Here is a 25,088-nt window from a genome sequence, read left to right as displayed (position 1 = left end):
GCTTTTTACAAATACAAAAATAAAAACGCCGGAAAATTTCCGGCGTTTTTGTATTTTTCAGAAACTATCTAATTATAATAGTATGAATTTTATATTACGAATTTTACTTACTGCATTAGCAGTAGTGATCCTGGCTAAACTTCTGCCGGGTGTTGTTGTAGAAGATTATTTAACGGCTGTTATTGTAGCATTTGTTCTTGCTATACTAAACCTTTTGGTGAAGCCTATTTTGGTGATTTTTACCTTACCGGTAACTATTTTAACATTGGGCTTGTTCTTGCTGGTTATTAATGCTGTAATTATACTGCTGGCCGATGCTTTTGTGACAGGTTTTGGAGTGAGCGGTTTTTTTATTGCACTCATTTTTAGTTTGCTTTTATCCCTGTTTCAATCTCTTTTATTTTCGATATTGGGAAAAGATTAGGAACTATACTGGAATTCAATAATTTGAAACTTTGTTGGCTTAGGAAAAAAGTGTAATTTTGCACTCCAATTTTTATAAAAAGTCAAGATGAATATTACCAGAGAGAATATTGATGAATTGAATGCGGTGGTAAAAGTAGATATCGCCAAAGAAGACTATGCCGGTAAAGTTGAAAAAATCTTAAAAGATTACCGTAAAAATGCCAATATTCCCGGCTTTAGAAAAGGGCACGTGCCTATGGGAATGGTAAAGAAACAATACGGTCAGGCTGTTTTGGTAGATGAGGTAAATAAACTTTTACAAGATTCACTAAATAAATATCTTACCGAAGAAAAACTGGATGTTCTTGGAAATCCACTTCCTAAAGAACAGGAAAACTTCGATTGGAATGAAGATGCATATACTTTTGAGTTCGAACTTGGTTTAGCTCCAGAATTTGACGTAAACCTTGAACTTGAAAAGTCGGTAACCCATTATAATATTGTGGCAGATGAGAAAATGGTGAATAACCAAATCGAGTCTATTAGAAAACAATATGGGAAACTGATTTCTAAAGACGAAGCTGAAGAAGGTGATATTGTTGCCGGTACTTTTAAAAATGAGGAAGAAGGAATAGAGAAGGAAACTTCAGTAGAGTTAGAGAAACTTAAAGGAAAAAGAAACCTTAATAAGTTTGTTGGTGCTAAAGTTGGCGATACCTTTAGTGTAAAAACCAAAAACCTTTTTGAAGACGATCACGAGTTAATTCAGCATTTAGGAGTTGATCACGATAAAGCCCAGGAGCTGGATATAGAAGTAGAATTTACGGTAAGTGAAATCAATCATAGGGAATTGGCTGAACTTAACCAGGAGTTATTCGATAAGCTTTTTGGAGAAGGTAAGGTTACCAGCGAAGACGAGCTTAAAGAAAAGATAAAGGAAGATGCAGCAAAGCAATTTAAGCAGCAAAGTGACCAACAGTTAATGAACGATGTGACCAAGCAGCTTATTGAGCAAACTAAATTTGAACTTCCTAAAGAGTTTCTTCAAAAGTGGATTCAAACAGTTGGTGAAAAACCAATGACAGAAGAGGAGGCCAAAGAAGAATACGAAAAGAGCGAAGAAGGTTTACGCTACCAATTAATTGAAGGTAAAATTGTAAACGAAAACAAGCTTACAGTAGAGTTTGAAGATCTTAAAACTTTTGCAAAAGAAAAGATTAAAGAACAAATGGCGCAATTTGGCCAAATGAATCCTGAAGATAAAGAACTTGACGATATTGCAGCAAGAATTCTTTCTAACCAGGATGAGGTTAAGAGAATGTCAGAGCAGTTAATGAATGAGAAGTTGCTTGGTTTTTATAAAGAGAAAATGTCTTTTGAGGAAAAAGAAGTTACTTATGATGAATTTGTGAAAGAGATTTACGAGTAAGCTTTTTCTATAAATTTATACTTATATTTAAGGCGTTAAACCAGTTGGGTTAACGCCTTTTCACTTAAAAGACAGCTAAGAAAAAAGCTTAAAAAAGAAGATTGATGGATTACGGAAAAGAATTTGAAAAATACGCCACTCAACATCACGGTATAAATAGCAATTATTACCAAAAAATAGTGAGCAGTATGACTCCTACAGGGATGACCCCTAATATTATTGAAGAGCGCCAAATGAATGCGGTGGCAATGGATGTTTTCTCCAGGTTAATGATGGATAGGATTATCTTTATGGGTACCGCAATTAACGACCAGGTTGCGAATATTATTCAGGCGCAAATGTTGTTTTTGGAAAGTACAGATGCTTCTAAAGATATCCAAATATACATCAACTCCCCCGGGGGTAGCGTTTATGCCGGTCTTGGAATTTATGATACTATGCAGTTTATAAAGCCAGATGTAGCAACAATTTGTACAGGAATGGCAGCTTCTATGGGTGCAGTGCTTCTTTGTGCCGGGGAGAAGGGCAAAAGAAGTGGTTTGCCACATTCAAGGGTAATGATTCACCAGCCTTTGGGTGGTGCCCAGGGACAGGCCAGTGATATAGAAATCACCGCAAGGGAAATCTTAACACTTAAAAAAGAACTGTACGAAATTATTGCTAAACATTCCGGGCAAACTTATGAAAAGATAGAGGAAGATAGTGATCGTGATTACTGGATGAAGGCCGATAAAGCCAAAGAGTACGGTATGATAGATGAAATTTTAACGAGAGAAGGATAAGAATTAATTTTCATCTAATTATTTTATAGATTGAAAATTGAAATTTGAAGAAATGGCGAAAGAAGAATTAGAATGCTCGTTTTGCGGTAGAAAAAAACCTGAAACCAATTTGCTTATAGCAGGCCTTGATGCCCATATATGTGATAAATGTATAGAGCAGGCACATGGTATTGTTTTGGAAGAACTCAAGCAAGGGGAGACCAAAGAGTTGTCCTCAGATTTAATGTTGAGCAAACCAAAGGTGATCAAAGAGTTTTTAGACCAATACGTAATTGGGCAGGAAACAACCAAGAAAGTAATGTCTGTAGCGGTTTATAACCATTACAAAAGGCTTTTGCAACCCGCCACAGGTGATGATGTTGAAATTCAAAAATCCAATATCGTAATGGTTGGGGAAACCGGGACAGGAAAAACCCTAATTGCTAAAACCATAGCGAAAATGCTTAATGTTCCCCTGGCTATTGTAGATGCTACGGTGCTAACCGAAGCAGGTTATGTTGGGGAAGATGTAGAAGGAATTTTAACAAGATTGCTTCAGGCAGCCGATTATAATGTTGAAAAAGCGCAGCGTGGAATCGTTTTTATAGATGAAATAGATAAAATTGCGCGTAAAAGTGACAACCCGTCTATTACAAGGGATGTCTCGGGTGAAGGAGTGCAGCAGGCCTTGCTGAAATTACTGGAAGGAACTACTGTGAACGTGCCTCCAAAAGGAGGGCGTAAGCACCCAGATCAGAAGTTTGTTGAGGTAAAAACCGAAAATATCCTGTTTATTGCAGGAGGAGCTTTCGATGGTATTGAACGTAATATTAGTAAGCGTTTAAATATGCAGGCGGTTGGTTTTAGTGCTTCAAAAAGTGAAGACAGTATAGAAAGAACCAATCTGCTTAAGTATATCATTCCAAAAGACCTAAAAGATTTCGGACTTATCCCTGAAATAATTGGAAGGTTGCCGGCACTTACTTATATGAACCCGTTAGATGAAACTACGCTTCGTTCTATTTTAACCGAGCCTAAAAACGCTATTATCAAGCAGTATAAGAAGTTGTTTGAAATGGACGATATCGAGTTTGAAATAACTGACGATGCTTTAGATTATATCGTTGAAAAAGCGGTTGAATATAAGCTGGGGGCAAGAGGACTAAGGTCTTTGTGTGAGGCAATTCTTACCGATGCCATGTTTGAAATGCCCGAAAGTGGAAAGAGCAAGCTTAAGGTGTCTCGGGATTATGCTGAAGAAAAATTAAATAAATCTACTATAAATAAGCTTAAAGCCGTTTCATAAAAAACCTTTAAGTGTAATTTGATTAAAAAGCTGTCTGAAAAAAGAATTTTATAATCTTTTTTCAGACAGCTTTTTTTAGAAATAATTAATCTAAAATTTCGTAGTGAATAGGTTTAAAACTACCATTATTGCTGTCTTCTGCCGAGCAAGCGGTTAAGCCTACAATGAGATCTATTTTAGCTTCAAATAGTACGTGGTCGCCGGCTTTACTTAATGGGGGTTCAACACTAATTTTGCCATTTTTATCAAATTGTACGTTCATAAAAATATTAAAGGCTGTGGGAATATCATCTGGCTCAATTTCAAATTTTTCCAGGCTGGTATAGAGATTTTCAAAACAGCTTGGATGGTAAGCATCATAATTATACATAACTTTAAAAGTTTCAGGACTGCAGGGGGCTAGTAAAAAATCGTTTCTTCCGTTGGTGTCTTCCAGGATTTCTGCCATTTTATTACTACGATTGCTCCAAAGAAAGTTTCCGGAGCTTATTAAAATAGATTCTTCGAAATCCATTGTCTTTCCCGATGATAGTTTTTCTCTTTGGTCTTTGGCATTAAATAAAACCATATCGCTAACCTGTTCGCCCTGTGCATCTATTACCTTTAATTTCTGTCCTTTTTTTAATTTAAAAGCGGCTCCAGATTGTTTTTTAATTATTTGCATGTATGCTCTTTTTTAATGTTTTCGCTTAGTGCGGAATTTAAAATAGTATGTTGTTTTTCCAAATGTGTGGTTATAGAATCAATATCTTCTTTATCGTAGCCCTGGTGCAGTTTTGCAACTCCCTTTATATCTTTTACCTCACACCAAAAACCGGTAATTAAACCTAAATGTTCATCAATCATTTTTCTTGGAATATCTTGATAATACAACGGATTTTTCTGTGGCTCTTCAAACCTTGTAACCAGGGCTTCTAAAGATTCTTCCAGCTCCTCCCGCGATTGAATCTTTAGCTTAACATTTACGTGTACAGCCGAATAATCCCAGGTGCTAATATCTTTTTCTTTATACCAGGAAGACGATACATAAGCGTGCGGTCCCTGGAATATTAATAAGGCTCCCTTGTCATCTTTTAAATACTTACTTTGTTCGTTATGCTTTGCTATATGTGAGTAGAGTACAAAATTAGTGGCATTTCCTTTAGTTAGCACAGGGATATGGGTAGCTAAAAGTTTTTCACCATTAAGAATAAAAGTTGCAAACGGATGCTGTTGTATAAATTTAAAGAGGAAATCGGGGTTGTCTTTTTTGTATTTTTTTGGCTGATACATAAAATTATCTTTTACTATGAAAAGGGCATTTCCATGCTTCTCCAACTTTACGACCGCTATACTGTCTGGCTTCGCTACTTTCACCAAAATCTTTCAACATAGGATTTATATTGCCTTGTAGAGCGGAATCTCGTTCCCTAATTTTATCACGAACAGTATTAAATGCCCCCATTTCCCTTAATTTTTCGAATTGCCAGTGTAGATTAAAAGCTATGGCCGGAAAAGGGCTTTGTCTTGCCTTACGACTGCTATTAGGATGCATGCCTACTATATAGAAGGCTTTGCCTGCAATACTAAAACTAAAGTCTTTGTCTTTGGGATTATCGCTTACCCCGGGATCCCATTCCTGGTTGTCTACTTCATGTATAAATTCCAGTTGTTTCCAGAGTGCAGTTTCAAATTGGGTTTCAGATAATGAATCCTTTTCTTTAAAAACTGCCATAAATGTATAGAATTCATTCGATTCAAAATCATAACTTTCTATATACTGCTGTAAATCTTTGTATATTTTTTTTGCGGTTTTCCTGCTGGGAAATTCCTCGTAGGTGTGAAGAACTAAATGTTCTTGTTTTACAACGCTTTGAGCCATCACGCAGGGATGGTCTTTAGTTACTACAAAATCCTCAAAAGCTAATTCTACTGCCTCATTGGTAGTGGCTTTCCACTTTTTTACTATAGGTTTTACTCCGGGTGAAATCATAATATCGAATGGTTTTATATAAAACTACCACCTCTAAGCTGTTGCTCCATAAGGTTTAAGAATATATTAATTCAATATTTGATAAGATTAACAGGCTTTGCAGATTTTACTTGATAATAGAAATTTAACCCTATAGCTATTTGGCTTCTTAAGCTTGCCTCGAAATTAAAAAGTCGTTTCCAACGAATGCCTTGTGAGCTTCCTTTGAAGTATTTTACTGTTTTAAAACCCTTTATCTTCTTACATCTTTTGTTAACCAATCTTCCAATTCCTGGTCTTCTTTAGAAGTATGTAGTACTGAAATATCTCCCGTGGTCTCAAAAATTACCGCACGAACCTGTGAAAGGTCTAAAACATTTGCTTCTCTTAATTTAGAACGTAAATCCCCTTCGGTTACTCTGGCCTTTTTTAGGTTCTCATATAAAATAGTTTGTTTGTCCATAAGTAATAGGGGTGAATTGTCTATGATTTTTTGAACGAAATGCCAACGTCTTAGAAATGCCGCAGAAATTTGTAGAATATATACTGCCGCAAGACCAATAATACCTTGCAATAAACTGACAGATTTAGATAAAATGGTTGAAGCTATAATAGAACCTACCGCAACTGTCATTGCAAAATCAAAACTTGACATTTTAGAAAAGCTTCTTTTTCCTGCAATTCTGGTAAAAAGTATTATTGCTGCGTAAATTCCTAAAGCGGTGAGTAAAATTGCTATTATAGATGTCCACGAAGCTTCAAACCATTTTTCCATAATTGTATTTTTACAGGCCTATAATTAGATGTTTCAGTTTTTTTGGAGATTATCTTAAAAGTAAAGGACTTCTGGCTAAATAAAATGTTAAGAACTCATAAGAATTTATAAAGCCTCGGTATAATGAATAGCTATTCTTAATAAACTTCCGTTTATCTTAATTGAATACCTTTGCAAAATGAATTTATTAAAAATTGGTCATCGTGGTGCCAAGGGGCATTTGGCAGAAAATACCCTGGAAAGCATACAAAAAGCATTGTCTTTTGGAGTTGATGCCATAGAAGTAGATGTGCACAGGTGTAAAACCGGTGAATTGGTGGTAATTCATGATTTTACCCTGGATCGTACCACAAACGGAAGTGGAGAAGTCGCTAAAAAGCCTTTAACCGAACTCAAAACTTTAAAGGTAGAAGAGCAATTCGAGATACCCTTGCTCACCGAAGTCCTGGACTTTATTAAAGGGAAGTGTAGTATAAATATTGAGTTAAAAGGTCTCAATACTGCTACAGCGACTGCAGAAATCATTAAAAACAAGATAGCTTCAGGAGATTGGAGTTATAAAGATTTTATCGTTTCCAGTTTTCAGAAAAACGAATTGTTTCAAATGCGAAAACTAGATGAAAATGTTGCCCTGGGAGTTTTGAGTAAGGCAAGTGTTACCGAGGCAATAGAGCTTGGAAAACTGCTTAATGCTTCTGCAATCCATCCTTCTTTGGGCATTATAACAAGAGATAATGTAAAAGCCTCACATAAAGCCGGCTTCAGTGTGAATGTATGGACGGTTAACGAACCAGAAGATATTCAGCGAATGCGAGAATTTGGCGTAGACGGAATTATTTCTGACTTTCCCGATAGGCTTTTTGAGTAAAAAGCAAGTGAAATATTTAACTTGAAGCCTTGAATCAAAAAAAATGCAGCATTTTGACATTATAATTATAGGTGGTGGGGCAGCAGGCTTTTTTACAGCTATAAACGCAGCCGAAAATAATCCCGGACTTAAAATTGCCATTCTTGAACGTGGTAAAGAAGTGCTTACCAAAGTGAAAATTTCGGGAGGGGGCAGGTGTAATGTAACCCACGCCGAGTTTGTTCCTAAAGAACTTAGCCTTAACTATCCGCGAGGTGAAAAAGAATTATTGGGGCCATTTCACGGTTTTATGACCGGGGATACTATGGAGTGGTTTCAGAAAAGGGGAATTGAACTAAAGATTGAAGAAGATGGTCGTATTTTTCCGGTTTCAGACGATTCGCAAAGTATTATCAATTGTTTTTTACGGGAAATCGAAAGCCTGAAAATTCAGGTGTTTAAAAGTCATGCGGTTCAAAATTTTCAAAAGAAAGAAAACTGCTGGGATATCACAACGAGTAAAGGCGATTTTTCGGCAGAAAAAATTATGCTTGCTACCGGAAGCAATCCTAAAATGTGGAGTCTTTTAAAGAAACTGGGGCATGAAATTATAGAACCTGTTCCTTCTCTTTTTACTTTTAATATTCAAGATGAACGCATTAAGGATTTACCCGGAATAGCAACTGAAGCGAAGGTTAAAATAAAATCTAAAAAAATAAATTTAGAGAGCAAAGGACCACTTTTAATTACTCATTGGGGAATGAGCGGCCCGGGTATTTTAAAACTTTCAGCCTGGGGCGCAAGGGATTTGGAGAAACTAAACTATCAATTTGAAATTCTGGTAAATTGGTTGCCCGGGTTCAATTTAGAAGAAGTTTTGACAGCGTTAAAAGATTTTAAATCAAGCCTGGCCAAACAACAGGTGGTGAAAAATGCAAAATTCGATTTACCTAAGCGCCTTTGGAAAAATTTGGTACTAGCTTCTAAAATAGAAGAAGGAACCACCTGGGCCGATTTAAATAAACATCAACTTCAAAATTTAAGCAATCAGCTTGCCCGTGCAGTTTTTAAAGTAAATGGAAAAAGCACCTTTAAGGAAGAATTTGTTACTGCCGGCGGTGTTAATCTAAAAGAAGTCGATTTTAAAACTTTTGAGAGTAAACTTCATAAAAACCTGTTTTTAGCCGGAGAAGTTTTAAACATAGATGCCATAACCGGTGGCTTTAACTTTCAGAATGCCTGGACAGGAGGTTTTCTTGCGGCAAAAGCAATGAGCAAAGACTAGTTAAGTCGCCAAATCTCAAAATTTAAGGCCATGGCAAATAGTACCCAAATGGCATAAGGAATCATTAGATATGCTGCGGTGTTGCTTACCACTTTAAACCATTTTATAGTGAGAATTATAAGTATAAAAAGCAAAATAATACTTACTAGTGCTAAAAAAGGTTTTTGTAGTCCAAAGAAAAGAAGAGACCAGGAGCCATTTATTAATAATTGAAACCCAAAATGATATAAAGCGGTTTTTACCCATTTGTGATAAAATCCTTTGCTCCATACAATACCGGCGGCAATCCCCATTAATACATACATAATTAACCAAATTGCGCCAAAAAACACATCTGGAGGTTTAAACCAGGGTTTGTTTAAACTTGGATACCAGATTTCATGACCCACTTGTGTGGCAATTGCTCCCATAAAGCCAAAAAGCAAACAAATGCCAATAGCCATAGAACTTCGTAAAAAGAGTTTTTGGGTCATTTTTAAAAATCTAATATCGGGTGCCGCCTCTACTAAAATAAAAATTTATTTGGACAGGGAAAGAAATTTCCCAAAACATAAAACATATCTTTGCGGTTTAATGAAGACTTAAATTTTTAATCGATGCTTTGAAGCTTAGGCAAGAAGTATTTTTATTAAAATGTTGCTATGCGCGAACAGGATTTTATTCCAAAGCAATTTTCAAATAAATTGGAAAATGGGGAGGTAACCTGGAGTTCTCCCAGTAATATTGCCCTGGTTAAATATTGGGGGAAAAAGGAGAGCCAGATTCCGGCTAATCCTTCGGTGAGTTTTACCTTACAGAATTGTAAAACCACTACCCGAATGAAGTTTCAGAAGAAAGCAGCACCGTCTGCAACTTTTGATTTTGAACTTTATTTTGAAGGGGAAGAGAAGGAAGATTTTAAACCCAAAATTCAACAGTTTTTTGAGCGTATAGCGCAGTATGCACCGTTTTTAAAAGATTACAGGTTTACTATTTATACTGAAAACTCATTTCCGCACAGCAGTGGAATAGCCTCATCGGCAAGCGGAATGAGTGCCCTGGCTTTATGTGTAATGAGCCTGGAAAAAGAATTGAATCCTGAGATTTCTACCGTGGCCGGGATTACCAATGAAGCGTTTTTCTATAAAAAAGCTTCATTCCTGGCGCGCTTAGGTTCGGGAAGTGCCTGCCGAAGCCTTGAAGGAGAATTAATTGAATGGGGCGAGCATAAAAATGTTCCTTCAAGCAGTGATCTCTTCGGAATTAAATACCCATTTGAAATTGCTGAGGTTTTTAAAAGTTTTCAGGATACAATTTTATTGGTAGATAAGGGCCAGAAACAGGTTAGTAGCAGTGTGGGCCATAATTTAATGCACGGCCATCCATTTGCCGACAGCCGTTTTGCCCAGGCACATGAAAACTTAGATAAGCTAAAAACCGTTTTTGCATCTGGAAACTTAGAAGAATTTATTGCCATTGTAGAAAGCGAAGCCCTCACATTACATGCTATGATGATGAGTAGTCATCCATACTTTATATTGATGAAACCCAACACCCTGGAGATTATTAATAAGGTGTGGGAATTTAGGAAAGCTACTAAAATCCCGGTATGTTTTACTCTGGATGCCGGTGCCAATGTACATCTACTTTATCCTGAAAACAGTAAGGAAAAAGTTTTAGAATTCATTAAGAATGAGCTTGTTGTCTATTGTGAAAAAGGGCAGTATATTTGTGACCAGGTTGGAAAGGGAGCAGAAAAGTTGTAAATTTACTCGATTAACGTGATTTAAATGTTGAGGGATTTACCCCAAGATTTAATTAAAAAGGCAAATGCCTCGTTTAATTATTGCTGGTTTTTACTCTTTTTTGACCTAAAAAAAGAATATCTTATTGCTTATGAAAGGACCTCTATTTTATTCAAAAATCTTGCTATTTGGAGAATATGGAATTATTAAAGATTCCAAAGGTTTATCCATTCCTTATAATTTTTATAATGGCGCTTTAAAAGTAGATGAAGATCCTTCTGAAGCTGCAATAGCCTCCAACCAAAGTTTAAAGCGGTTTGCCGATTACTTAGGAGAACTTCAGGCAAATAATCCTGAATTGGTGCAATTTGATTTGGAGAAACTTAAAAGTGATATTGAAAAGGGTATGTATTTCGATTCTACCATTCCGCAGGGATATGGAGTTGGGAGTAGTGGTGCCCTGGTAGCAGCTATTTATGATAAATATGCCACTGGAAAAATCACGGTTTTAGAAAATCTTACCCGAGATAAACTATTAAAACTCAAAAAGATTTTCGGGGAAATGGAATCTTTCTTTCACGGAAAGTCTTCTGGCTTAGACCCTTTAAATAGTTATTTAAGCATTCCAATTTTAATCAATTCTAAAGATAATATTGAGCCTGCAGGTATACCTTCCCAAACCGAAAACGGATTGGGCGCAGTATTTTTATTAGATAGTGGTAGCACCGGGGAAACGGGCCCAATGGTTAATATCTTTATGGAAAACATGAAACAGGAGGGCTTTAGGCAAATGCTTAAAGAACAATTTGTAAAGCATACAGATGCCTGCGTAGACGATTTCCTAAAAGGCGATGTAAAATCGCTTTTCCATAATGTAAAGCGTCTTTCTCATGTGGTATTAGATAATTTTAAACCCATGATTCCGGCTCAATTCCATAAGCTTTGGAAACACGGTATAGACACGAACGATTACTATCTTAAACTCTGCGGTTCTGGCGGGGGTGGTTATATTTTAGGTTTTACAGAAGATATTGAAAAGGCCAGGAAATCCCTTAAAGATTACAAATTAGAAGTGGTGTACAACTTCTAAATAAAACCTTCATGGCGTCTACCTCTAACAAGCGCTTATTGCTGAAAATGCTTAGTTTGTTTTCGGTGGTTCGCGGTTATAACATTTTGGTGCTTATCTTAGCCCAATACCTTACGTCGGCTTTTATTTTAGCACCCGAACTTGCCTTAAGAGAAGTTTTTTTTGACGATAATTTATTCTTTCTTATTCTTTCTTCTGCTACCGTAATAGCTTCTGGGTATATTATCAATAATTTTTACGATAGTGAAAAAGATTTGATCAATAGGCCAAAAAAAACAATGCTGGATAGGTTTGTGAGCCAGCGAACTAAACTCTCGGTTTATTTTATCCTTAATTTACTGGCAATCTTTTTTGCCAGCTATGTTTCCTTTAAGGCGGTGGTGTTCTTTTCGGTCTATATTTTCGCTATCTGGCTGTACTCGCATCGTTTAAAACGTATTTTATTCTTGGGGAATTTGGTAGCTTCAATTTTAACCATTACCCCATTTTTTGTGATTTTTATTTACTATAAAAATTTACAAACGGTAATTTTTATTCATGCAACCTTTCTTTATTTAATGATTGTAATGCGGGAGCTGGTGAAAGATTTGGAGAATATGCAGGGAGACCTGGTTCAAAATTATCATACTATACCCATAGTGTACGGGGAAAAGCTGAGTAAATTTTTTCTTACTATCTTAAGTGTTTTAGCGGTAATTCCTACAATGCTTTTAATTACCCGGTTTGATACCGGATATATGGAATATTACTTTTATATCTCGCTTATTTTACTGATTTTCTTTGTACTTTTTTTATATTTCAGTAAAGTGAAATGGCAGTTTTTATTACTTCATAATATTTTAAAATTTATTATTGTAGCGGGGGTTCTTAGTATTTTGCTTATTGATATTGATGAGGTGCTTAACCGTGTTTTTTAAAAGAAATTAAATTCAGAAATTATTTATGGAAAAAGATCATAGCTATTTTTTAAAAAGAGCTATTCAATTAGCTGAAGAAGGAATGGATAAAGGTTCGGGAGGCCCGTTTGGTGCGGTAATCGTTAAAAACGGAGAAATAATTGCCGAATCAAGCAATAGAGTAACCTCTACCAACGATCCTACAGCACATGCCGAGGTGGCTGCCATTAGACAAGCTTGTGAAAAACTGGAAAATTTTCAATTAGAAGATTGCATACTTTATACTTCTTGTGAGCCCTGTCCCATGTGCTTGGGTGCTATTTATTGGGCTCGACCTAATAAAGTTTACTACGCCTTAAGCCGCGAAGATGCCGCTAAGATTGGATTTGACGATCAGTTTGTATACGATGAAATTGCACTTAAAATGGATCAGCGAAAGATTCCTTTTATAAATATGATGCGGGAAGAAGGCCTGCCTGTTTTTCAAAAATGGGAAGCAAAAGGCGATAAAATTGATTATTAGGGCTTTTTTTAAGCCTAAATCATTACAAAACTTTTAATTAAATAGAATGCCACTCTATATCAATAGAGTACCTTTGCAAAAAATTAGCGATATGAGTAGAGATAACAAATCTAGAGCCGGAAAGTTTAGCGGAAGACAGGGTGGTGGCAAGAGTAAAAAGTCTATGGCCCGCGGTAACGCACCTATAAAAAAGCACCAATCTGCTCCCAGCCCCGCTTCTAAGTCTGATGGGATTCGTTTAAATAAATATATAGCGAATGCAGGAATATGCTCCCGTCGTGATGCCGATATCTTTATTTCTGCCGGAAATGTGACCGTTAATGGAAATGTAGTAACCGAAATGGGCTATAAAGTAGCACCTACCGATGATGTGAAGTTTGACGGAAGAAGCGTAAACCCGGAGAAAGCTGAATATTTTGTTTTAAACAAACCAAAGGGAATCTATGTGACCGGAAGTACCGAAAAAGGTGGTAAAACGGTTATGGATATTATGGCAAAAGCTACCAGGGCAAAACTGGATCCTATAGGAAAATTAGATACCCAGGCGATGGGACTTTTAGTATTTACCAACGATGGGACTTTAGCTAAAAAACTGGGAAAACCCAAAAACGGAATAAGACAAATATACCATGTAAGCTTAACTAAACCGCTTTCATTCGAGCATTTAGATAAGGTTAGAAAGGGTATTTTTCTTGAAGATGGGAAAGTGAACATACAGGATATAAGTTTTATTGCCGACAGGCCGAAGAATGAAATTGGAATTGAAACCAAAAGCACTAAAAACCACGTAATTCAACGTATGTTTAAAAGCATGGGTTTTGAAGTTGAAAAGCTGGATAGGGTTGTCTTTGGCGGACTTACAAAAAAGGATTTACCAAGAGGTCGCTTTAGAAGGCTTACAGATCAGGAAGTTATAAATTTAGGGATGCATTAAAAAAAGTGATTCCGTATTAAGTTTTTTAATATTTTTGAACCGGATTAGGACATTCCTTTTCCGGTTTTTTTATTGGCACCGCCAAAGGGTATAATACCCCGAGGTAGTTTACTTACAACTTATCATGCATATTTGCAATTATGGGGCATTTAGTATCTTAACATCAAACGAGGCTTTTGGTAGTCCAAAATCTTATGTTTAGCCTCTTTGTTCGCGCTATAATTCAGGCGTATATCATTTTTCTTAACATTAATTTACCAGCTATTTTTTTTGATGAGAAAAATTAATGCCTAATTTTTAACTTTAAAACATATAAACTTATCAATTGAATACAAAATACAGAGATTTAATAGAGCAAACCTATTATTTTCCGCAGGAAGAATTTAGCCTGGAAGGAACCGAGTTAAAGTTTCACGACATAGATTTAATGGAACTCATTAAAACCTATGGAACACCATTAAAATTCACTTACTTACCTAAAATTTCCCAAAATATACGTAGGGCTAAGAAGTGGTTTGCAGATGCAATGGAAAAACATGATTATAAAGGAAAGTATAATTATTGCTATTGTACAAAAAGCTCTCATTTTCAGCATGTTTTAAATGAAGCCTTAAAAAACGATATCCATATAGAAACCTCTTCAGCTTTCGATATTAATATCGTGGAAGAATTAAAAGCTACAGGGAAAATAACCAACGATACCTATGTGCTTTGCAATGGTTTTAAACGCGATCAATACATAGAAAATATTGCCCGTTTACTTAATAATGGCCATAGAAACTGTATTCCTATAATAGATAATTACGAAGAGATTGATTTGCTCACTGAACGAATAGACGGTAAATTTCCTATTGGAATACGGATCGCTTCAGAAGAAGAGCCAAAATTTGAATTTTATACCTCAAGGCTGGGAATTGGTTACAAGAATATTGTTCCGTTTTTCAATAGAAAGATAAAAGAGAATGAACAGGTAGCATTAAAAATGCTGCATTTCTTTATCAATACCGGTATTAGGGACACTGCATATTACTGGAATGAACTGCAAAAGTGTTTACGGGTATATGTAAACTTAAAGAAAGTGTGTCCAGAACTGGATAGTTTAAATATTGGAGGTGGCTTTCCGGTAAAGAACTCACTTCATTTTGAGTACGATTATGCTTATATGGTAGATGAGATTATCAATCAAATCAAATTATATTGTGAAGAAGCCGAAGTTGAGGTGCCTAATATTTTTACCGAATTCGGTAGTTTTACTGTGGGAGAAAGCGGTGGGGCCATTTATGAGATTTTATACCAAAAGCAGCAAAACGACCGCGAGAAATGGAACATGATCAACTCTTCTTTTATCACCACTTTACCAGATACCTGGGCGATAAGTAAGAAATTTGTGATGTTACCCGTAAACCGTTGGAACGATGAATATGAGCGGGTATTACTGGGAGGACTAACCTGCGATAGCGACGATTATTATAACTCAGAGCAAAACGTAAATGCTATTTATCTTCCTAAGTTTAAGAAAGATAAACCTTTATATATTGGCTTTTTTAATACAGGCGCTTACCAGGAAACTATTGGTGGCCATGGCGGTTTGCATCATTGTTTAATCCCGCAGCCAAAACACCTGTTAATAGATAGAGACGAAGATGGCAATATTGGGACTACAGTGTTTAGTGAGCAGCAAGATGCCAATGATATGCTTAAAATATTAGGTTATAATGGCCATAAATAAACTAACCCGAAGCAAGCAGCTGAGTCCCGATAGTTGTAGGGGTCGATCTTTATTATCAAGTAAAAAATAGTAACTTTATATAACCAACAACCAATTACTTAATTACAATGAACAAAAAGAATTACGCCGGAATACCCGATAAATATTCGCGAATAGATGATGCGAAAGTGGTATTAATCCCGGTGCCTTATGATGGTACCAGTACCTGGCAAAAAGGATCTGATAAAGGACCTGAAGCTTTTTTGGAGGCTTCAGAAAATATGGAACTTTACGATATAGAAACCCGTAGCGAAGTTTACAAAAAAGGGATTTATCTCGCGCCACCGGTTATAGAGAATTCTTCTCCAGAAAAAATGGTAGAGGCCGTGTATAAAACAACCAAAAACTACATTAAGCAGGAGAAATTTGTAACGCTTTTTGGAGGGGAACATTCTATTTCTATAGGCTCTATAAGAGCTTTTAATGAAAGTTTTGAAGATCTTACAGTGGTACAATTAGATGCGCATGCCGATTTAAGGCCAGAGTACGAAGGTTCTACTTGCAACCACGCCTGTGCACTTCATGAAGCCAGTAAGAAGAATAATTTGGTTCAGGTTGGAATTCGATCTATGGATGTTTCTGAAGTAGAACATATGGACGAAAATCAGGTGTATTTTGCACACGATCTATATGAAGATTGGCAGGAGGATGCTATTGGTCAAATGTCACCCAATGTGTTTATTACCATAGATTTAGATGCTTTTGATCCTTCTATCTTACCATCTACCGGTACTCCGGAACCCGGAGGGCTTTTCTGGTATGAGACCCTTGAGTTTCTAAAGATGATGTTCAAAAAGAAAAATGTAGTAGGTTTTGATATTGTGGAACTTTGTCCAAATAAAAACGAAAAATCATCAGATTTCCTTGCGGCTAAGTTGTATTACAAAATGCTGAGCTACAAATTTAAATATCAAAATTATAACGAAGAAGACGAAGATGAGTAAAGGAGCTATTTCTCAATTTATAGAAAAATATTATTTGCATTTTAATTCGGCTGCCCTCGTAGATGCGGCCAAAGATTATGAAAAACAACTTCAAGGCGGCTCTAAAATGCTGGTTTCCCTTGCCGGGGCTATGAGTACGGCAGAGCTCGGGAAAATCTTTGCTGAAATGATACGAAAAGATAAAGTACATATCATTTCCTGTACCGGAGCTAACCTGGAAGAAGATGTGATGAACCTGGTAGCACATTCGCACTACAAGCGTGTGCCAAATTACAGAGATCTAACCCCTAAAGAAGAATGGGACTTGATGGAGAGTGGCTTAAATAGGGTTACCGATACCTGTATTCCCGAAGAAGAAGCTTTTAGAAGAATTCAGCATCATATTGTAAAGATATGGAAAGATGCAGAGGCAAAAGGAGAACGCTATTTTCCTCATGAATTTTTATATAAATTACTGCTTTCGGGAGCTCTGGAAGAGCATTATGAGATAGATTTAAAAGATTCGTGGATGTATGCCGCCGCCGAAAAGAATTTACCAATAGTAGTTCCTGGATGGGAAGATAGTACCCTGGGAAATATTTTTGCTTCCTATGTGCTTAAAGGCGAGCTAAAAGCAAGTACCATGAAATCTGGGATTGAATATATGACTTTCCTTGCCGACTGGTATACCGATAATTCTAAGGAAGGAATAGGGTTTTTTCAAATTGGAGGTGGAATTGCCGGCGATTTCCCTATTTGTGTAGTGCCTATGCTTTATCAGGATTTAGAGCGTACCGATACACCTTTTTGGAGCTATTTCTGCCAAATATCAGATTCTACTACCAGCTACGGCTCTTATTCGGGCGCAGTGCCTAATGAGAAAATTACCTGGGGAAAATTAGATATAGATACTCCAAAACATATTATAGAAAGTGATGCAACCATTGTGGCACCTTTAATTTTCGCTTATTTGTTAGATATGTAACCATAACGTCTTAAAGGTTTTCAGGGATGTCCTGCGAAATTTTATTATAATTGAGTGGTCGTAAGCCTATATTTTTTTGGTTCGTTTTTTCATCAATGGAAAAAATGAACAAATTAAATAGATAGACGTCTTATCCGTAATTAACAAATAATTAGTAGGAATTAAAGCTGTTTGGTAATACAATTAATGTATTATTGAACAGCTTTTTTTATGCTCATTTTTATATTAAATTTTATATGGCTAGTAGTTGGTTTGTTTATGCAATAGGTTTTTTAGCACAGCTTCTGTTTTCTGCGAGATTAATTATGCAGTGGATTAAGTCTGAAAAAACCCAAAAGATTCAAACACCCAGTTTGTTCTGGAAATTGAGTTTACAGGGCGCTGTACTACTATTTATCTACGGCTATTTACGCGACGATATGGCGATTATGCTGGGGCAATTTCTGGTTTATGGTGGTTACTTTAGAAACCTTCAGCTTCAGGGGGAATGGGGGAAGTCTGGTATTATGTTTAAGTTGTATGTGATTGCACTTCCGGTGCTTATTGCACTGTATATTATTTTTCTTGGCCGGTTAGATTGGGCCGATTTGGTGAAAGGCGATAATATTTCTACCTGGATTATAATTTTGGGAATAGTGGGACAACTTATTTACACAGCCCGGTTTATTTATCAATGGATTCACGCTGAAAAAAATCAGGAATCAGATTTACCCTGGAATTTCTGGGTGATTAGCCTTGTAGGCTCCAGTCTTATTTTTATTTATGGTCTTTTACGCTATGACCCTGTTTTGCTGGCTGCACACTTTTTTGGAGGCCTGGTATATATTCGAAATTTATTTATAATAAGGAAGTCTCGAAAGTAGCTTTGGCTTAAGAATTTCGAGCAGAAAAATACCAATTACTACAATATATTCTATCCCAATTAACCAGTAATTCTCCCGGAATCCGGTATCAGTATAGGCCGAATAGCTTAACACGACCAAAAAAGACCAAATCAACGCAAATCTATACCTGGTGAAAACCGAAAGTAAAAGAGGGGTGGCAATATACCAGGGATGTACGGTAGTAGATAGAAAAAAATAGACTGAAACTGCCAGCAGCATGGTTTTTAGCAATTTTTCAGTTGAATTATTTCTTTGGAAAAATGCCAGCCCTAAAAGAATTAGTGTTACCACCAAAGGTAATATCTTACCCGCGGTGGCAATAATATTATAGCCTTTTAGTTGAAATCCAATCCATCTAACTATATAATAAATACTCGCATTAAACTCAAATTTCTGAAACCATAACGCGATACTGGCTGAAAAATTTGAGATAAACTCTGAAGAAATAAAAGGAAGAAAACTAAATATAACAGTTAGTCCAACTACAAAATAATAACCCAGGAGTTTTTTGAAATTTAAAGCATGAATACCTGAATTTTCTATCTTTTTACTTCTTATAAAATAATTTAATAGTAGGGGTAGGAACAACAATGGCAACAATTTAACTGAAACAGAGATTCCAAGGAATACTGCACTCCAAATCCATTTCTTGTGATGTAATAAATAGATAGCCCAGGTGAAAAAGAATAGCATTACAGCTTCAAAATGTAAGTTCCCGGTGAGTTCAATAATGATAAATGGGTTTAAGATAAACCAGAATATCTGGTAAGGGGGGAGATTAAATTTCAATAATAATTTCCTGCCTAAATATAGCGTACCCAAATCGGCTAAAACGATAAAGAACCGCATGGCAATTACAGATCCCAGAATACTTTTTCCTCCTAAAAAAGTCGAAATTGTAAATAGCAATTGATTTACCGGTGGGTAGCTGGTATAGTTTCCGGCACTTAGGCTACCCATTCCCTGTATTAGTTTTTGTTTTGTTAGGTTTAGCGAGGCCAAGGGTTCTTTCCAATTATCAGGAACCGATAAATAAGGGTTATTTCCTTCTAGAATTAGCTGGCCATCCCACATAAACCTATAAAAATCCTGAGATAAGTTTGGTGTGGCCGCAATAAAGACAAGTCGGAATATAATTGCAGCTCCGGCCAACATCCAAAAATTAGTTTTTTCTAATTGAATAAGCTTAAAGCTAATAAAAAACAAGCCGGTATAAAGTCCGACTAATTTTATAAAATCAGGTCGGTTTAAATCGTAAGCGAAAGACCCATAAAATGCAATCCCTGTTAAAATCAGGAGGATGGAAAATTTATGATGTTTAAGGAAATCTGTCATTTAACTTTTCTTAATACGTCAAGCTGAGCTTGTTTCAGCTTCTAATATTCTTTTCGAGTTAGATCCTGAAACGAGTTTAGGATGAGGATGATAACAATTTGAAATTATCTATTTAGCCTTTTAAATCCTCACCGATCTAAAAACCACAAAGCCAAAGCCTATAAAAAGCATCAGATGAAAAATGGCCAGGCTAAAATCGTTCAGCATAAAAGCGCTATAGAGTCCGAAACCAAAATACACCCATAGAGCGAATTCAACTGCAATACTTAATGAAAACTTTTGTTGAATATAAATATTCTTTTTCCAGGAATCGTTCAGGGAACTTACATTGAATTTTGGGGTTCTAATAAAAGCCGATTTTTTCCCGAGATGCCCTTCTAAAACCGCCAGCGAATTGTGAACCGAAAATCCCATAGCTACCGAAAAGAAGGTAAAAAACAGGACTATAAAATTTAAAAAGCTTTTAAAATCCCTTCCGTGAATTCTTGAATACGCGACATAATAGCAAAAAAAGAAAATTAACGTGCTCACTAAAAAGAAGGCCGCCAAATTAAAATACCAGCCAAACTGCGGATTGTTGTTTTTAATAAAAAGAATGGGAATGCTCAATACAGCTAAAACCAGGATCACCAGGAACATACTGGAATTAAGAAGGTGGAAAAAAGCATGAAATTTTGTGCTAAAAGGAACGGTTTTATCCTTTAGTAATTTTTTAAAATTCTTTTTAAAATTTTCGGCGGCGCCTTTATTCCAGCGAAATTGTTGTGAACGTGCCGCACTTATTGCTACCGGCAATTCGGCAGGGGTTTCTACATCTTCCAGGTATTTAAATTCCCAGTTTTTGAGTTGTGCCCGGTAACTTAAATCGAGATCTTCTGTTAAAGTGTCTCCGCTCCAGTTTCCTGCGTCTAAAATACATTCCTTTCTCCATATTCCGGCGGTGCCGTTAAAGTTGATAAAATGCCGTCCAAAATTACGTCCGGTTTGCTCCAGGATAAAATGAAAATCTAAAGCAAAAGCCTGGATTTTTGTAAGTAAAGAATAGTCTCGATTAATATGCCCCCAACGTGTTTGTACCACACCAATTTTAGGATTTTTAAAATAAGGTACTGTTTGTAACAGCCAATCTTTGTTTGGTAAAAAATCGGAATCAAAAATGGCGATAAATTCTCCTTTGGCGATCTTTAAACCCTCTTTTAATGCGCCGGCTTTAAAGCCACTACGATCTTTTCTTGTGATATGCTGAATATCCAGTCCGGTTTCTTTGAGTTGCTTTACTAGAGCCTCAATTTTTTGAACCGATTCATCGGTAGAGTCATCTAATACCTGAATCTCTAATTTCTCCACTGGATATTCAATTCTGGCAATATTTTTTAATAGGCGCTCTACCACATATAGCTCGTTGTATAGGGGAAGTTGTATGGTAATAAAAGGTGTTTCGACAGGATTTTTAAGGTTGAATTTCTCAGAAGCATCCACCTTTTTTTTTGCCTTTAGATAATTCAATAATAATTGAAGCTGCGAAATACTATAAAAGAAAATAAACAGCAGGGCAAGTGTGTATATGATGATAATGGCTAAATCCATTATTTAAAACTATATTTAAAAATCCAACCTAATATTTTAACTCCTGCAAAGATAGCACCTTTCACAGTGCCGGAAACTTTAGAGGTGCCAATCCTGTTTTTATAATGTACAGGTACTTCGGTGTAAGAAAACCCCTTTTTTAAGGCTTTCAATTGCATTTCTACCGTCCAGCCATAAGTTTTATCCTGCATTTGCAGCTCCAGCAATTTCTGGTATTTAATTGCTCTAAACGGCCCCAAATCTGTAAACCTGGCATTAAAAAATAATTTCATTAGAGAAGTTGCCAACCAGTTTCCAAATATCTGCGGAAAGGTCATCGAACCTTTTTCTCTCCATCTTTTAACCCTGGAGCCAATAACCAAATCTTTATTTTCTTCAATAATTGGGGCGATTATTTTAGTTAATTCGGCAGGGAAATCACTATAATCTCCGTCTAAAAAAACAATAATATCCGGTTTAAGACTTTCGAGGGGCTGTTGGGAAATATAGTTCAGTCCCTTTAAACAAGCATAGCCATAGCCTTTTCTTTTTTCCTGTAATACCGTGGCACCTGCATTTTTAGCGTTGGCTTCAGTAGCATCGGTAGAATTATTGCTTACCACAATAACCTCCTGAACAATCTTCGGGATTTCCGCAATAACCTTCGCTATAGATTCTTCCTCATTAAAAGCCGGAATAATTACTTTGATTTTTTTGGAAGAAAAGTCTACTTCAGACTTAGAGTTTTTAGGATAATTTGGGCCAGGCTCACATTTTTCGTGACTGCCCTGGAATTCTTGATTTTCTTGTGGCATTTACTTCGATTTCTGGTTTACCAGGTCCATTAGGTTTACATCATTTCCCAAGAGCACTTCTTCAGAGTTTATGCGTCCCTCCATATCGTCATTTTCAAGTTTTAACACGCCTCTTGGGCAAACTGCCGAGCAGATTCCGCAGCCAACACAACTGGAACGTACTATATTTTCTCCTTTTTGGGCATAAGCGCGCACATCAATTCCCATTTCACAATAGGTAGAGCAATTTCCACAGGAGATACATTGCCCGCCGTTGGTAGTAATTCTAAATCTTGAAAAAAGGCGTTGTTGCATTCCTAAAATTGCTGCCATTGGGCAACCGTAACGGCACCAAACCCTGCTTCCAAAAATTGGGTAAAAGCCTACGCCAATAACCCCCGAAAATGCGGCACCAATCAAGAAACCATACCATTCCCGAAGTTGATAGCCCCCGAAGAAAAAGATATTTCCATTTCCGCTGAAATAATTAATACAGATAATTGATAAGATTACCACTAAATAACCAATAGCACCATATTTAGCATCCTTGGCTAATTCTTTACGTTTAAAAATCATAATTACCGCGAAAAGCAACGTAAGAAAACCGGCAGTTCCCCAAAGAAAAGCATCTTTGGTAAGCCAGAAATCATTGGCACTGTCGCCTAAAAATGAATACAAAACCGCAATGGTCATAACCGTAACAAATACTAGAACGCTATGAATTACCCAGCGTTCAATCTTCCAGGCATGTTGAGATTTGTCAGAAAGTTGACGGTACGGGTCGCCGGCGGTTTCTGCAAGTCCACCGCAACCGCAAACCCAGCTACAATACCAGCGTTTTCCGTATTTATAGGTTAAAATAGGCGTGATTACAAATATGGAAATCAATCCAAAAACTAGCATAATTACGCCAACATTGCCTGCTGAAAGGAATTCGTTGATCTTATAATCGGTAAACAAATCGTAGTTAAGCGGCCAAATATTGGCGGGGTTATAGTAAGGTTGGTTTAACCGAATTAAAATTTCGGGAATTAGAAAGGCAAAACCCAACTGAAAGAACATCACCGAGAAGGTGCGAATTACTTCGTAGCGATTATTGCGATATTTTAAAATAAACTTATATCCAAAAGCCAGAATAGCCAGGGTATACAGTGTGCCATATACAAACCATTGGCTGGCAGGGTTTCCGCTAATTAATTTACTTAATGGATCGAAAAGTGAAATGATCCCTGTGTTTTGCCCATCGGCATTAAGTCCTAGATACTGCGGAAACCAATATAAAACCACATAAAAAAGCGTAAGGACAATGCCCAGGACCCAGGCCCAAAAACCACGGCCACTAAGTGATTTAAACCAAACTCCGTCGTTTTTGATACCCGCGTGTTTGCCCAGATATAGATCGTTGGCGAAAATTACGGTCCCCAATGCAATAAGCCCTAAAGACAAACTTAAAAATAGTGGCTTGTTTGGAAAGTTTACATTGGCTATGGCCAGTACTAAAATGAAAAGCCCAACCAAACCTATACCGCTGGCCAGTTTTTGCCTGGTAGAAAGTTTTGTCGCTGCCTCTGGTGTAAGAGACATATTGTGTTCTATTTTGCTCATACTTTCTGTAAATTCTCTTTAAAACTTTTAAAAATTTCTTTTTCGTGCCGAGTGTAAAACTCAGGATCAAAATTGGCCTGCTTTAAGTTGGCCAGGACGTGATCTATCTTGCGATTTTCATTTAACCACTGGTCAAATATGGCATGGCGCATCCTTATTCCAAAGGTGTTTATTCCCAGGAATTTATTGGAGTTAGCATCAAAAGCAATAGTAATGGCTTTGGTGTTATCTTTATGCTGCCAGTGAAAGTGCATTTCATTATCGCCCGGTTTTGCTGAAACATTGCCGTAAGTTTGATATTCAATATCAAAGAATTTGGCCGAGTTAAACCAGTTCCCGGGTTTGTATTTCATCGTATTGCCTGTTAAGGTTTGTGCCAGGGTTTCGCCCATCATACGGCCTGCATACCAAACGGCTTCAATAGGTTTTCGATGGGGTAGGGGTTGTTTTACCTGTGCACAATCGCCAATAGCAAAAACGTCTTTAATGTTGGTTTGTAGAAATTCGTCTACCAGAATTCCCTTATCGGTTTCTAAAGCTGAATCTGCAAGAAAATCTATATTAGGTCTAACCCCGGTACAAAGTCCTACCAACTGGCATTCAATTTCTTCAACCGAATTTGTGATTATAGAAGTGACTTTTCCGTCTTGATTGCCAATAATCCTGTCCAGTTCGGTTTCTTCTCTAAGATCTACCCCGTGCGATCTAATGTGTTTAGAGATTAGTTTAGCATCCTGAATTGGCAATACATTATGCCAAAAGGCTTCTTCCCGGATTAGGAAAGTTACCTCAATATTTCGTGTATTAAGCATTTCAGCTAGTTCCACACCAATCAATCCTCCACCAATAATTACTGCTTTTTGGCAAGTTTGAGTGTTTCTCTCCAGAAGTTCTAGATCTTGTTTAGAAACCAGTCCCTGCACTCCTTCTAAATCCTGACCTTCCCAACCAAATTTGTTATAAACCGAGCCTGTTGCCAAAACCAGCTTATCATAACTCATTGTTTCTTCAGAAGAGAAATGCAATGTTTTTTCTTCAAAATCTATAGTATCAACCCAGGCTTTTTTTAAATCAATTCTATTTTTCTCCCAAAACCAATCTTCATAAGGTTTTAAGTGATTCCATTTCATATGGCCCATATACACATACATCAATGCGGTGCGAGAAAAGAAATAATCGCTTTCCGCAGAAATTACGGTAATTTTTGCGTCGGAATTTTTCCTAATGTGCCGCGCACAGGTAATTCCTGCAATCCCATTTCCTATAATAACTATGTGTTCCATATTTGCTAGATAATAGAGA

At 36.7% G+C, this 25,088-nt stretch carries 25 protein-coding genes; 15 read left to right on the top strand and 10 right to left on the bottom strand.

Going from position 1 to position 25,088, the window contains the following annotated elements; translation table 11 throughout:
• The first annotated feature begins 82 nt into the window (after window positions 1-82).
• The 4 genes from GUB10_RS10180 (at window position 83) to clpX (ending at window position 3,901) form a co-directional block, all read left to right on the top strand.
• The gene (locus GUB10_RS10180) at window positions 83-424 is read left to right on the top strand and encodes a phage holin family protein (protein ID WP_193711346.1); all 342 of its coding nucleotides are present in this window, start codon (window positions 83-85) and stop codon (window positions 422-424) included.
• A gap of 87 nt (window positions 425-511) precedes the next feature.
• Window positions 512-1,834 carry a trigger factor gene (tig, locus tag GUB10_RS10175; protein WP_193711345.1) on the top strand — a complete coding sequence of 441 codons (1,323 nt, stop codon included), beginning with the start codon at window positions 512-514 and terminating at the stop codon, window positions 1,832-1,834.
• 104 nt (window positions 1,835-1,938) lie between these two features.
• Complete coding sequence (gene clpP / locus GUB10_RS10170) at window positions 1,939-2,616, top strand: ATP-dependent Clp endopeptidase proteolytic subunit ClpP (RefSeq protein ID WP_193711344.1); 678 nt, start codon at window positions 1,939-1,941, stop codon at window positions 2,614-2,616.
• A gap of 52 nt (window positions 2,617-2,668) precedes the next feature.
• Window positions 2,669-3,901 carry an ATP-dependent Clp protease ATP-binding subunit ClpX gene (gene clpX / locus GUB10_RS10165; RefSeq protein WP_193711343.1) on the top strand — a complete coding sequence of 411 codons (1,233 nt, stop codon included), beginning with the start codon at window positions 2,669-2,671 and terminating at the stop codon, window positions 3,899-3,901.
• Window positions 3,902-3,986: 85 nt separating this feature from the next.
• Here clpX and GUB10_RS10160 read toward each other — a convergent pair whose 3' ends face one another.
• The 4 genes from GUB10_RS10160 to GUB10_RS10145 form a co-directional block, all read right to left on the bottom strand.
• Window positions 3,987-4,565 carry a DUF1989 domain-containing protein gene (locus tag GUB10_RS10160; protein ID WP_193711342.1) on the bottom strand — a complete coding sequence of 193 codons (579 nt, stop codon included), beginning with the start codon at window positions 4,563-4,565 and terminating at the stop codon, window positions 3,987-3,989.
• Window positions 4,556-5,173 (bottom strand): FMN-binding negative transcriptional regulator, encoded by a 618-nt coding sequence (locus tag GUB10_RS10155; protein WP_193711341.1) that lies wholly within the window; start codon window positions 5,171-5,173, stop codon window positions 4,556-4,558. The genes GUB10_RS10160 and GUB10_RS10155 overlap by 10 nt, the downstream gene beginning before the upstream one ends.
• A 4-nt stretch (window positions 5,174-5,177) precedes the next feature.
• Window positions 5,178-5,873 (bottom strand): guanitoxin biosynthesis heme-dependent pre-guanitoxin N-hydroxylase GntA, encoded by a 696-nt coding sequence (gene gntA / locus GUB10_RS10150; RefSeq protein WP_193711340.1) that lies wholly within the window; start codon window positions 5,871-5,873, stop codon window positions 5,178-5,180.
• Window positions 5,874-6,105: 232 nt separating this feature from the next.
• Window positions 6,106-6,627 carry a DUF421 domain-containing protein gene (locus tag GUB10_RS10145; RefSeq protein WP_193711339.1) on the bottom strand — a complete coding sequence of 174 codons (522 nt, stop codon included), beginning with the start codon at window positions 6,625-6,627 and terminating at the stop codon, window positions 6,106-6,108.
• A 178-nt stretch (window positions 6,628-6,805) separates the two neighbouring features.
• On the opposite strand from GUB10_RS10145, the gene GUB10_RS10140 reads away from it, so the two are divergent.
• Window positions 6,806-7,495, top strand: coding sequence for a glycerophosphodiester phosphodiesterase family protein (locus GUB10_RS10140; RefSeq protein ID WP_193711338.1), 690 nt, complete (start codon window positions 6,806-6,808; stop codon window positions 7,493-7,495).
• Window positions 7,496-7,538: 43 nt separating this feature from the next.
• A complete protein-coding gene (locus tag GUB10_RS10135; RefSeq protein WP_193711337.1) occupies window positions 7,539-8,759 on the top strand; it encodes an NAD(P)/FAD-dependent oxidoreductase in 1,221 nt (406 codons plus the stop codon).
• Here GUB10_RS10135 and GUB10_RS10130 read toward each other — a convergent pair.
• A complete protein-coding gene (locus GUB10_RS10130) occupies window positions 8,756-9,232 on the bottom strand; it encodes a TspO/MBR family protein (RefSeq protein ID WP_193711336.1) in 477 nt (158 codons plus the stop codon). The genes GUB10_RS10135 and GUB10_RS10130 overlap by 4 nt on opposite strands.
• A gap of 168 nt (window positions 9,233-9,400) precedes the next feature.
• On the opposite strand from GUB10_RS10130, the gene GUB10_RS10125 reads away from it, so the two are divergent.
• From GUB10_RS10125 to GUB10_RS10085, 9 genes are all read left to right on the top strand, one after another.
• Window positions 9,401-10,504 (top strand): diphosphomevalonate/mevalonate 3,5-bisphosphate decarboxylase family protein, encoded by a 1,104-nt coding sequence (locus GUB10_RS10125; protein WP_193711335.1) that lies wholly within the window; start codon window positions 9,401-9,403, stop codon window positions 10,502-10,504.
• A 130-nt stretch (window positions 10,505-10,634) separates the two neighbouring features.
• Window positions 10,635-11,573, top strand: a complete 939-nt coding sequence (locus tag GUB10_RS10120) for a mevalonate kinase (RefSeq protein ID WP_193711334.1) — start codon at window positions 10,635-10,637, stop codon at window positions 11,571-11,573.
• Between the two features lie 11 nt (window positions 11,574-11,584).
• Complete coding sequence (locus tag GUB10_RS10115) at window positions 11,585-12,490, top strand: geranylgeranylglycerol-phosphate geranylgeranyltransferase (protein WP_193711333.1); 906 nt, start codon at window positions 11,585-11,587, stop codon at window positions 12,488-12,490.
• Between the two features lie 25 nt (window positions 12,491-12,515).
• A complete protein-coding gene (locus GUB10_RS10110) occupies window positions 12,516-12,992 on the top strand; it encodes a nucleoside deaminase (protein ID WP_193711332.1) in 477 nt (158 codons plus the stop codon).
• A gap of 91 nt (window positions 12,993-13,083) precedes the next feature.
• Entirely contained in the window at window positions 13,084-13,926 is an 843-nt protein-coding gene (locus tag GUB10_RS10105; RefSeq protein ID WP_193711331.1) for a pseudouridine synthase, read from the top strand.
• Window positions 13,927-14,251: 325 nt separating this feature from the next.
• Window positions 14,252-15,655: an arginine decarboxylase gene (locus tag GUB10_RS10100; protein ID WP_193711330.1), complete on the top strand. Its 1,404-nt coding sequence runs from the start codon at window positions 14,252-14,254 to the stop codon at window positions 15,653-15,655.
• Between the two features lie 107 nt (window positions 15,656-15,762).
• Window positions 15,763-16,638 (top strand): agmatinase, encoded by an 876-nt coding sequence (gene speB / locus GUB10_RS10095; protein WP_193711329.1) that lies wholly within the window; start codon window positions 15,763-15,765, stop codon window positions 16,636-16,638.
• Entirely contained in the window at window positions 16,631-17,602 is a 972-nt protein-coding gene (locus GUB10_RS10090) for a deoxyhypusine synthase family protein (protein ID WP_193711328.1), read from the top strand. The genes speB and GUB10_RS10090 overlap by 8 nt, the downstream gene beginning before the upstream one ends.
• 236 nt (window positions 17,603-17,838) lie before the next feature.
• Complete coding sequence (locus tag GUB10_RS10085) at window positions 17,839-18,465, top strand: lipid-A-disaccharide synthase N-terminal domain-containing protein (RefSeq protein ID WP_193711327.1); 627 nt, start codon at window positions 17,839-17,841, stop codon at window positions 18,463-18,465.
• Here GUB10_RS10085 and GUB10_RS10080 read toward each other — a convergent pair.
• The 5 genes from GUB10_RS10080 to GUB10_RS10060 all read right to left on the bottom strand — a co-directional run bounded on the left by GUB10_RS10080 (window position 18,436) and on the right by GUB10_RS10060 (window position 25,069).
• A complete protein-coding gene (locus tag GUB10_RS10080) occupies window positions 18,436-19,821 on the bottom strand; it encodes a glycosyltransferase 87 family protein (protein ID WP_193711326.1) in 1,386 nt (461 codons plus the stop codon). The genes GUB10_RS10085 and GUB10_RS10080 overlap by 30 nt on opposite strands.
• Before the next feature lie 120 nt (window positions 19,822-19,941).
• Window positions 19,942-21,408, bottom strand: a complete 1,467-nt coding sequence (locus GUB10_RS10075; protein ID WP_193711325.1) for a cellulose synthase family protein — start codon at window positions 21,406-21,408, stop codon at window positions 19,942-19,944.
• The gene (locus tag GUB10_RS10070) at window positions 21,408-22,202 is read right to left on the bottom strand and encodes a glycosyltransferase family 2 protein (protein WP_193711324.1); all 795 of its coding nucleotides are present in this window, start codon (window positions 22,200-22,202) and stop codon (window positions 21,408-21,410) included. Before GUB10_RS10070 ends, GUB10_RS10075 begins: the two co-directional genes overlap by 1 nt.
• Window positions 22,203-23,786, bottom strand: coding sequence for a 4Fe-4S dicluster domain-containing protein (locus GUB10_RS10065; RefSeq protein ID WP_193711323.1), 1,584 nt, complete (start codon window positions 23,784-23,786; stop codon window positions 22,203-22,205).
• Window positions 23,783-25,069, bottom strand: a complete 1,287-nt coding sequence (locus tag GUB10_RS10060; RefSeq protein ID WP_193711322.1) for an NAD(P)/FAD-dependent oxidoreductase — start codon at window positions 25,067-25,069, stop codon at window positions 23,783-23,785. The genes GUB10_RS10065 and GUB10_RS10060 overlap by 4 nt, the downstream gene beginning before the upstream one ends.
• Between the last annotated feature and the right edge of the window lie 19 nt (window positions 25,070-25,088).

The sequence above is a fragment of the Salegentibacter sp. BLCTC genome, assembly GCF_015143665.1.
GTDB classification, from domain to species: domain Bacteria; phylum Bacteroidota; class Bacteroidia; order Flavobacteriales; family Flavobacteriaceae; genus Salegentibacter; species Salegentibacter maritimus.
This window is presented reverse-complemented; position numbering and strand designations above follow the sequence as displayed.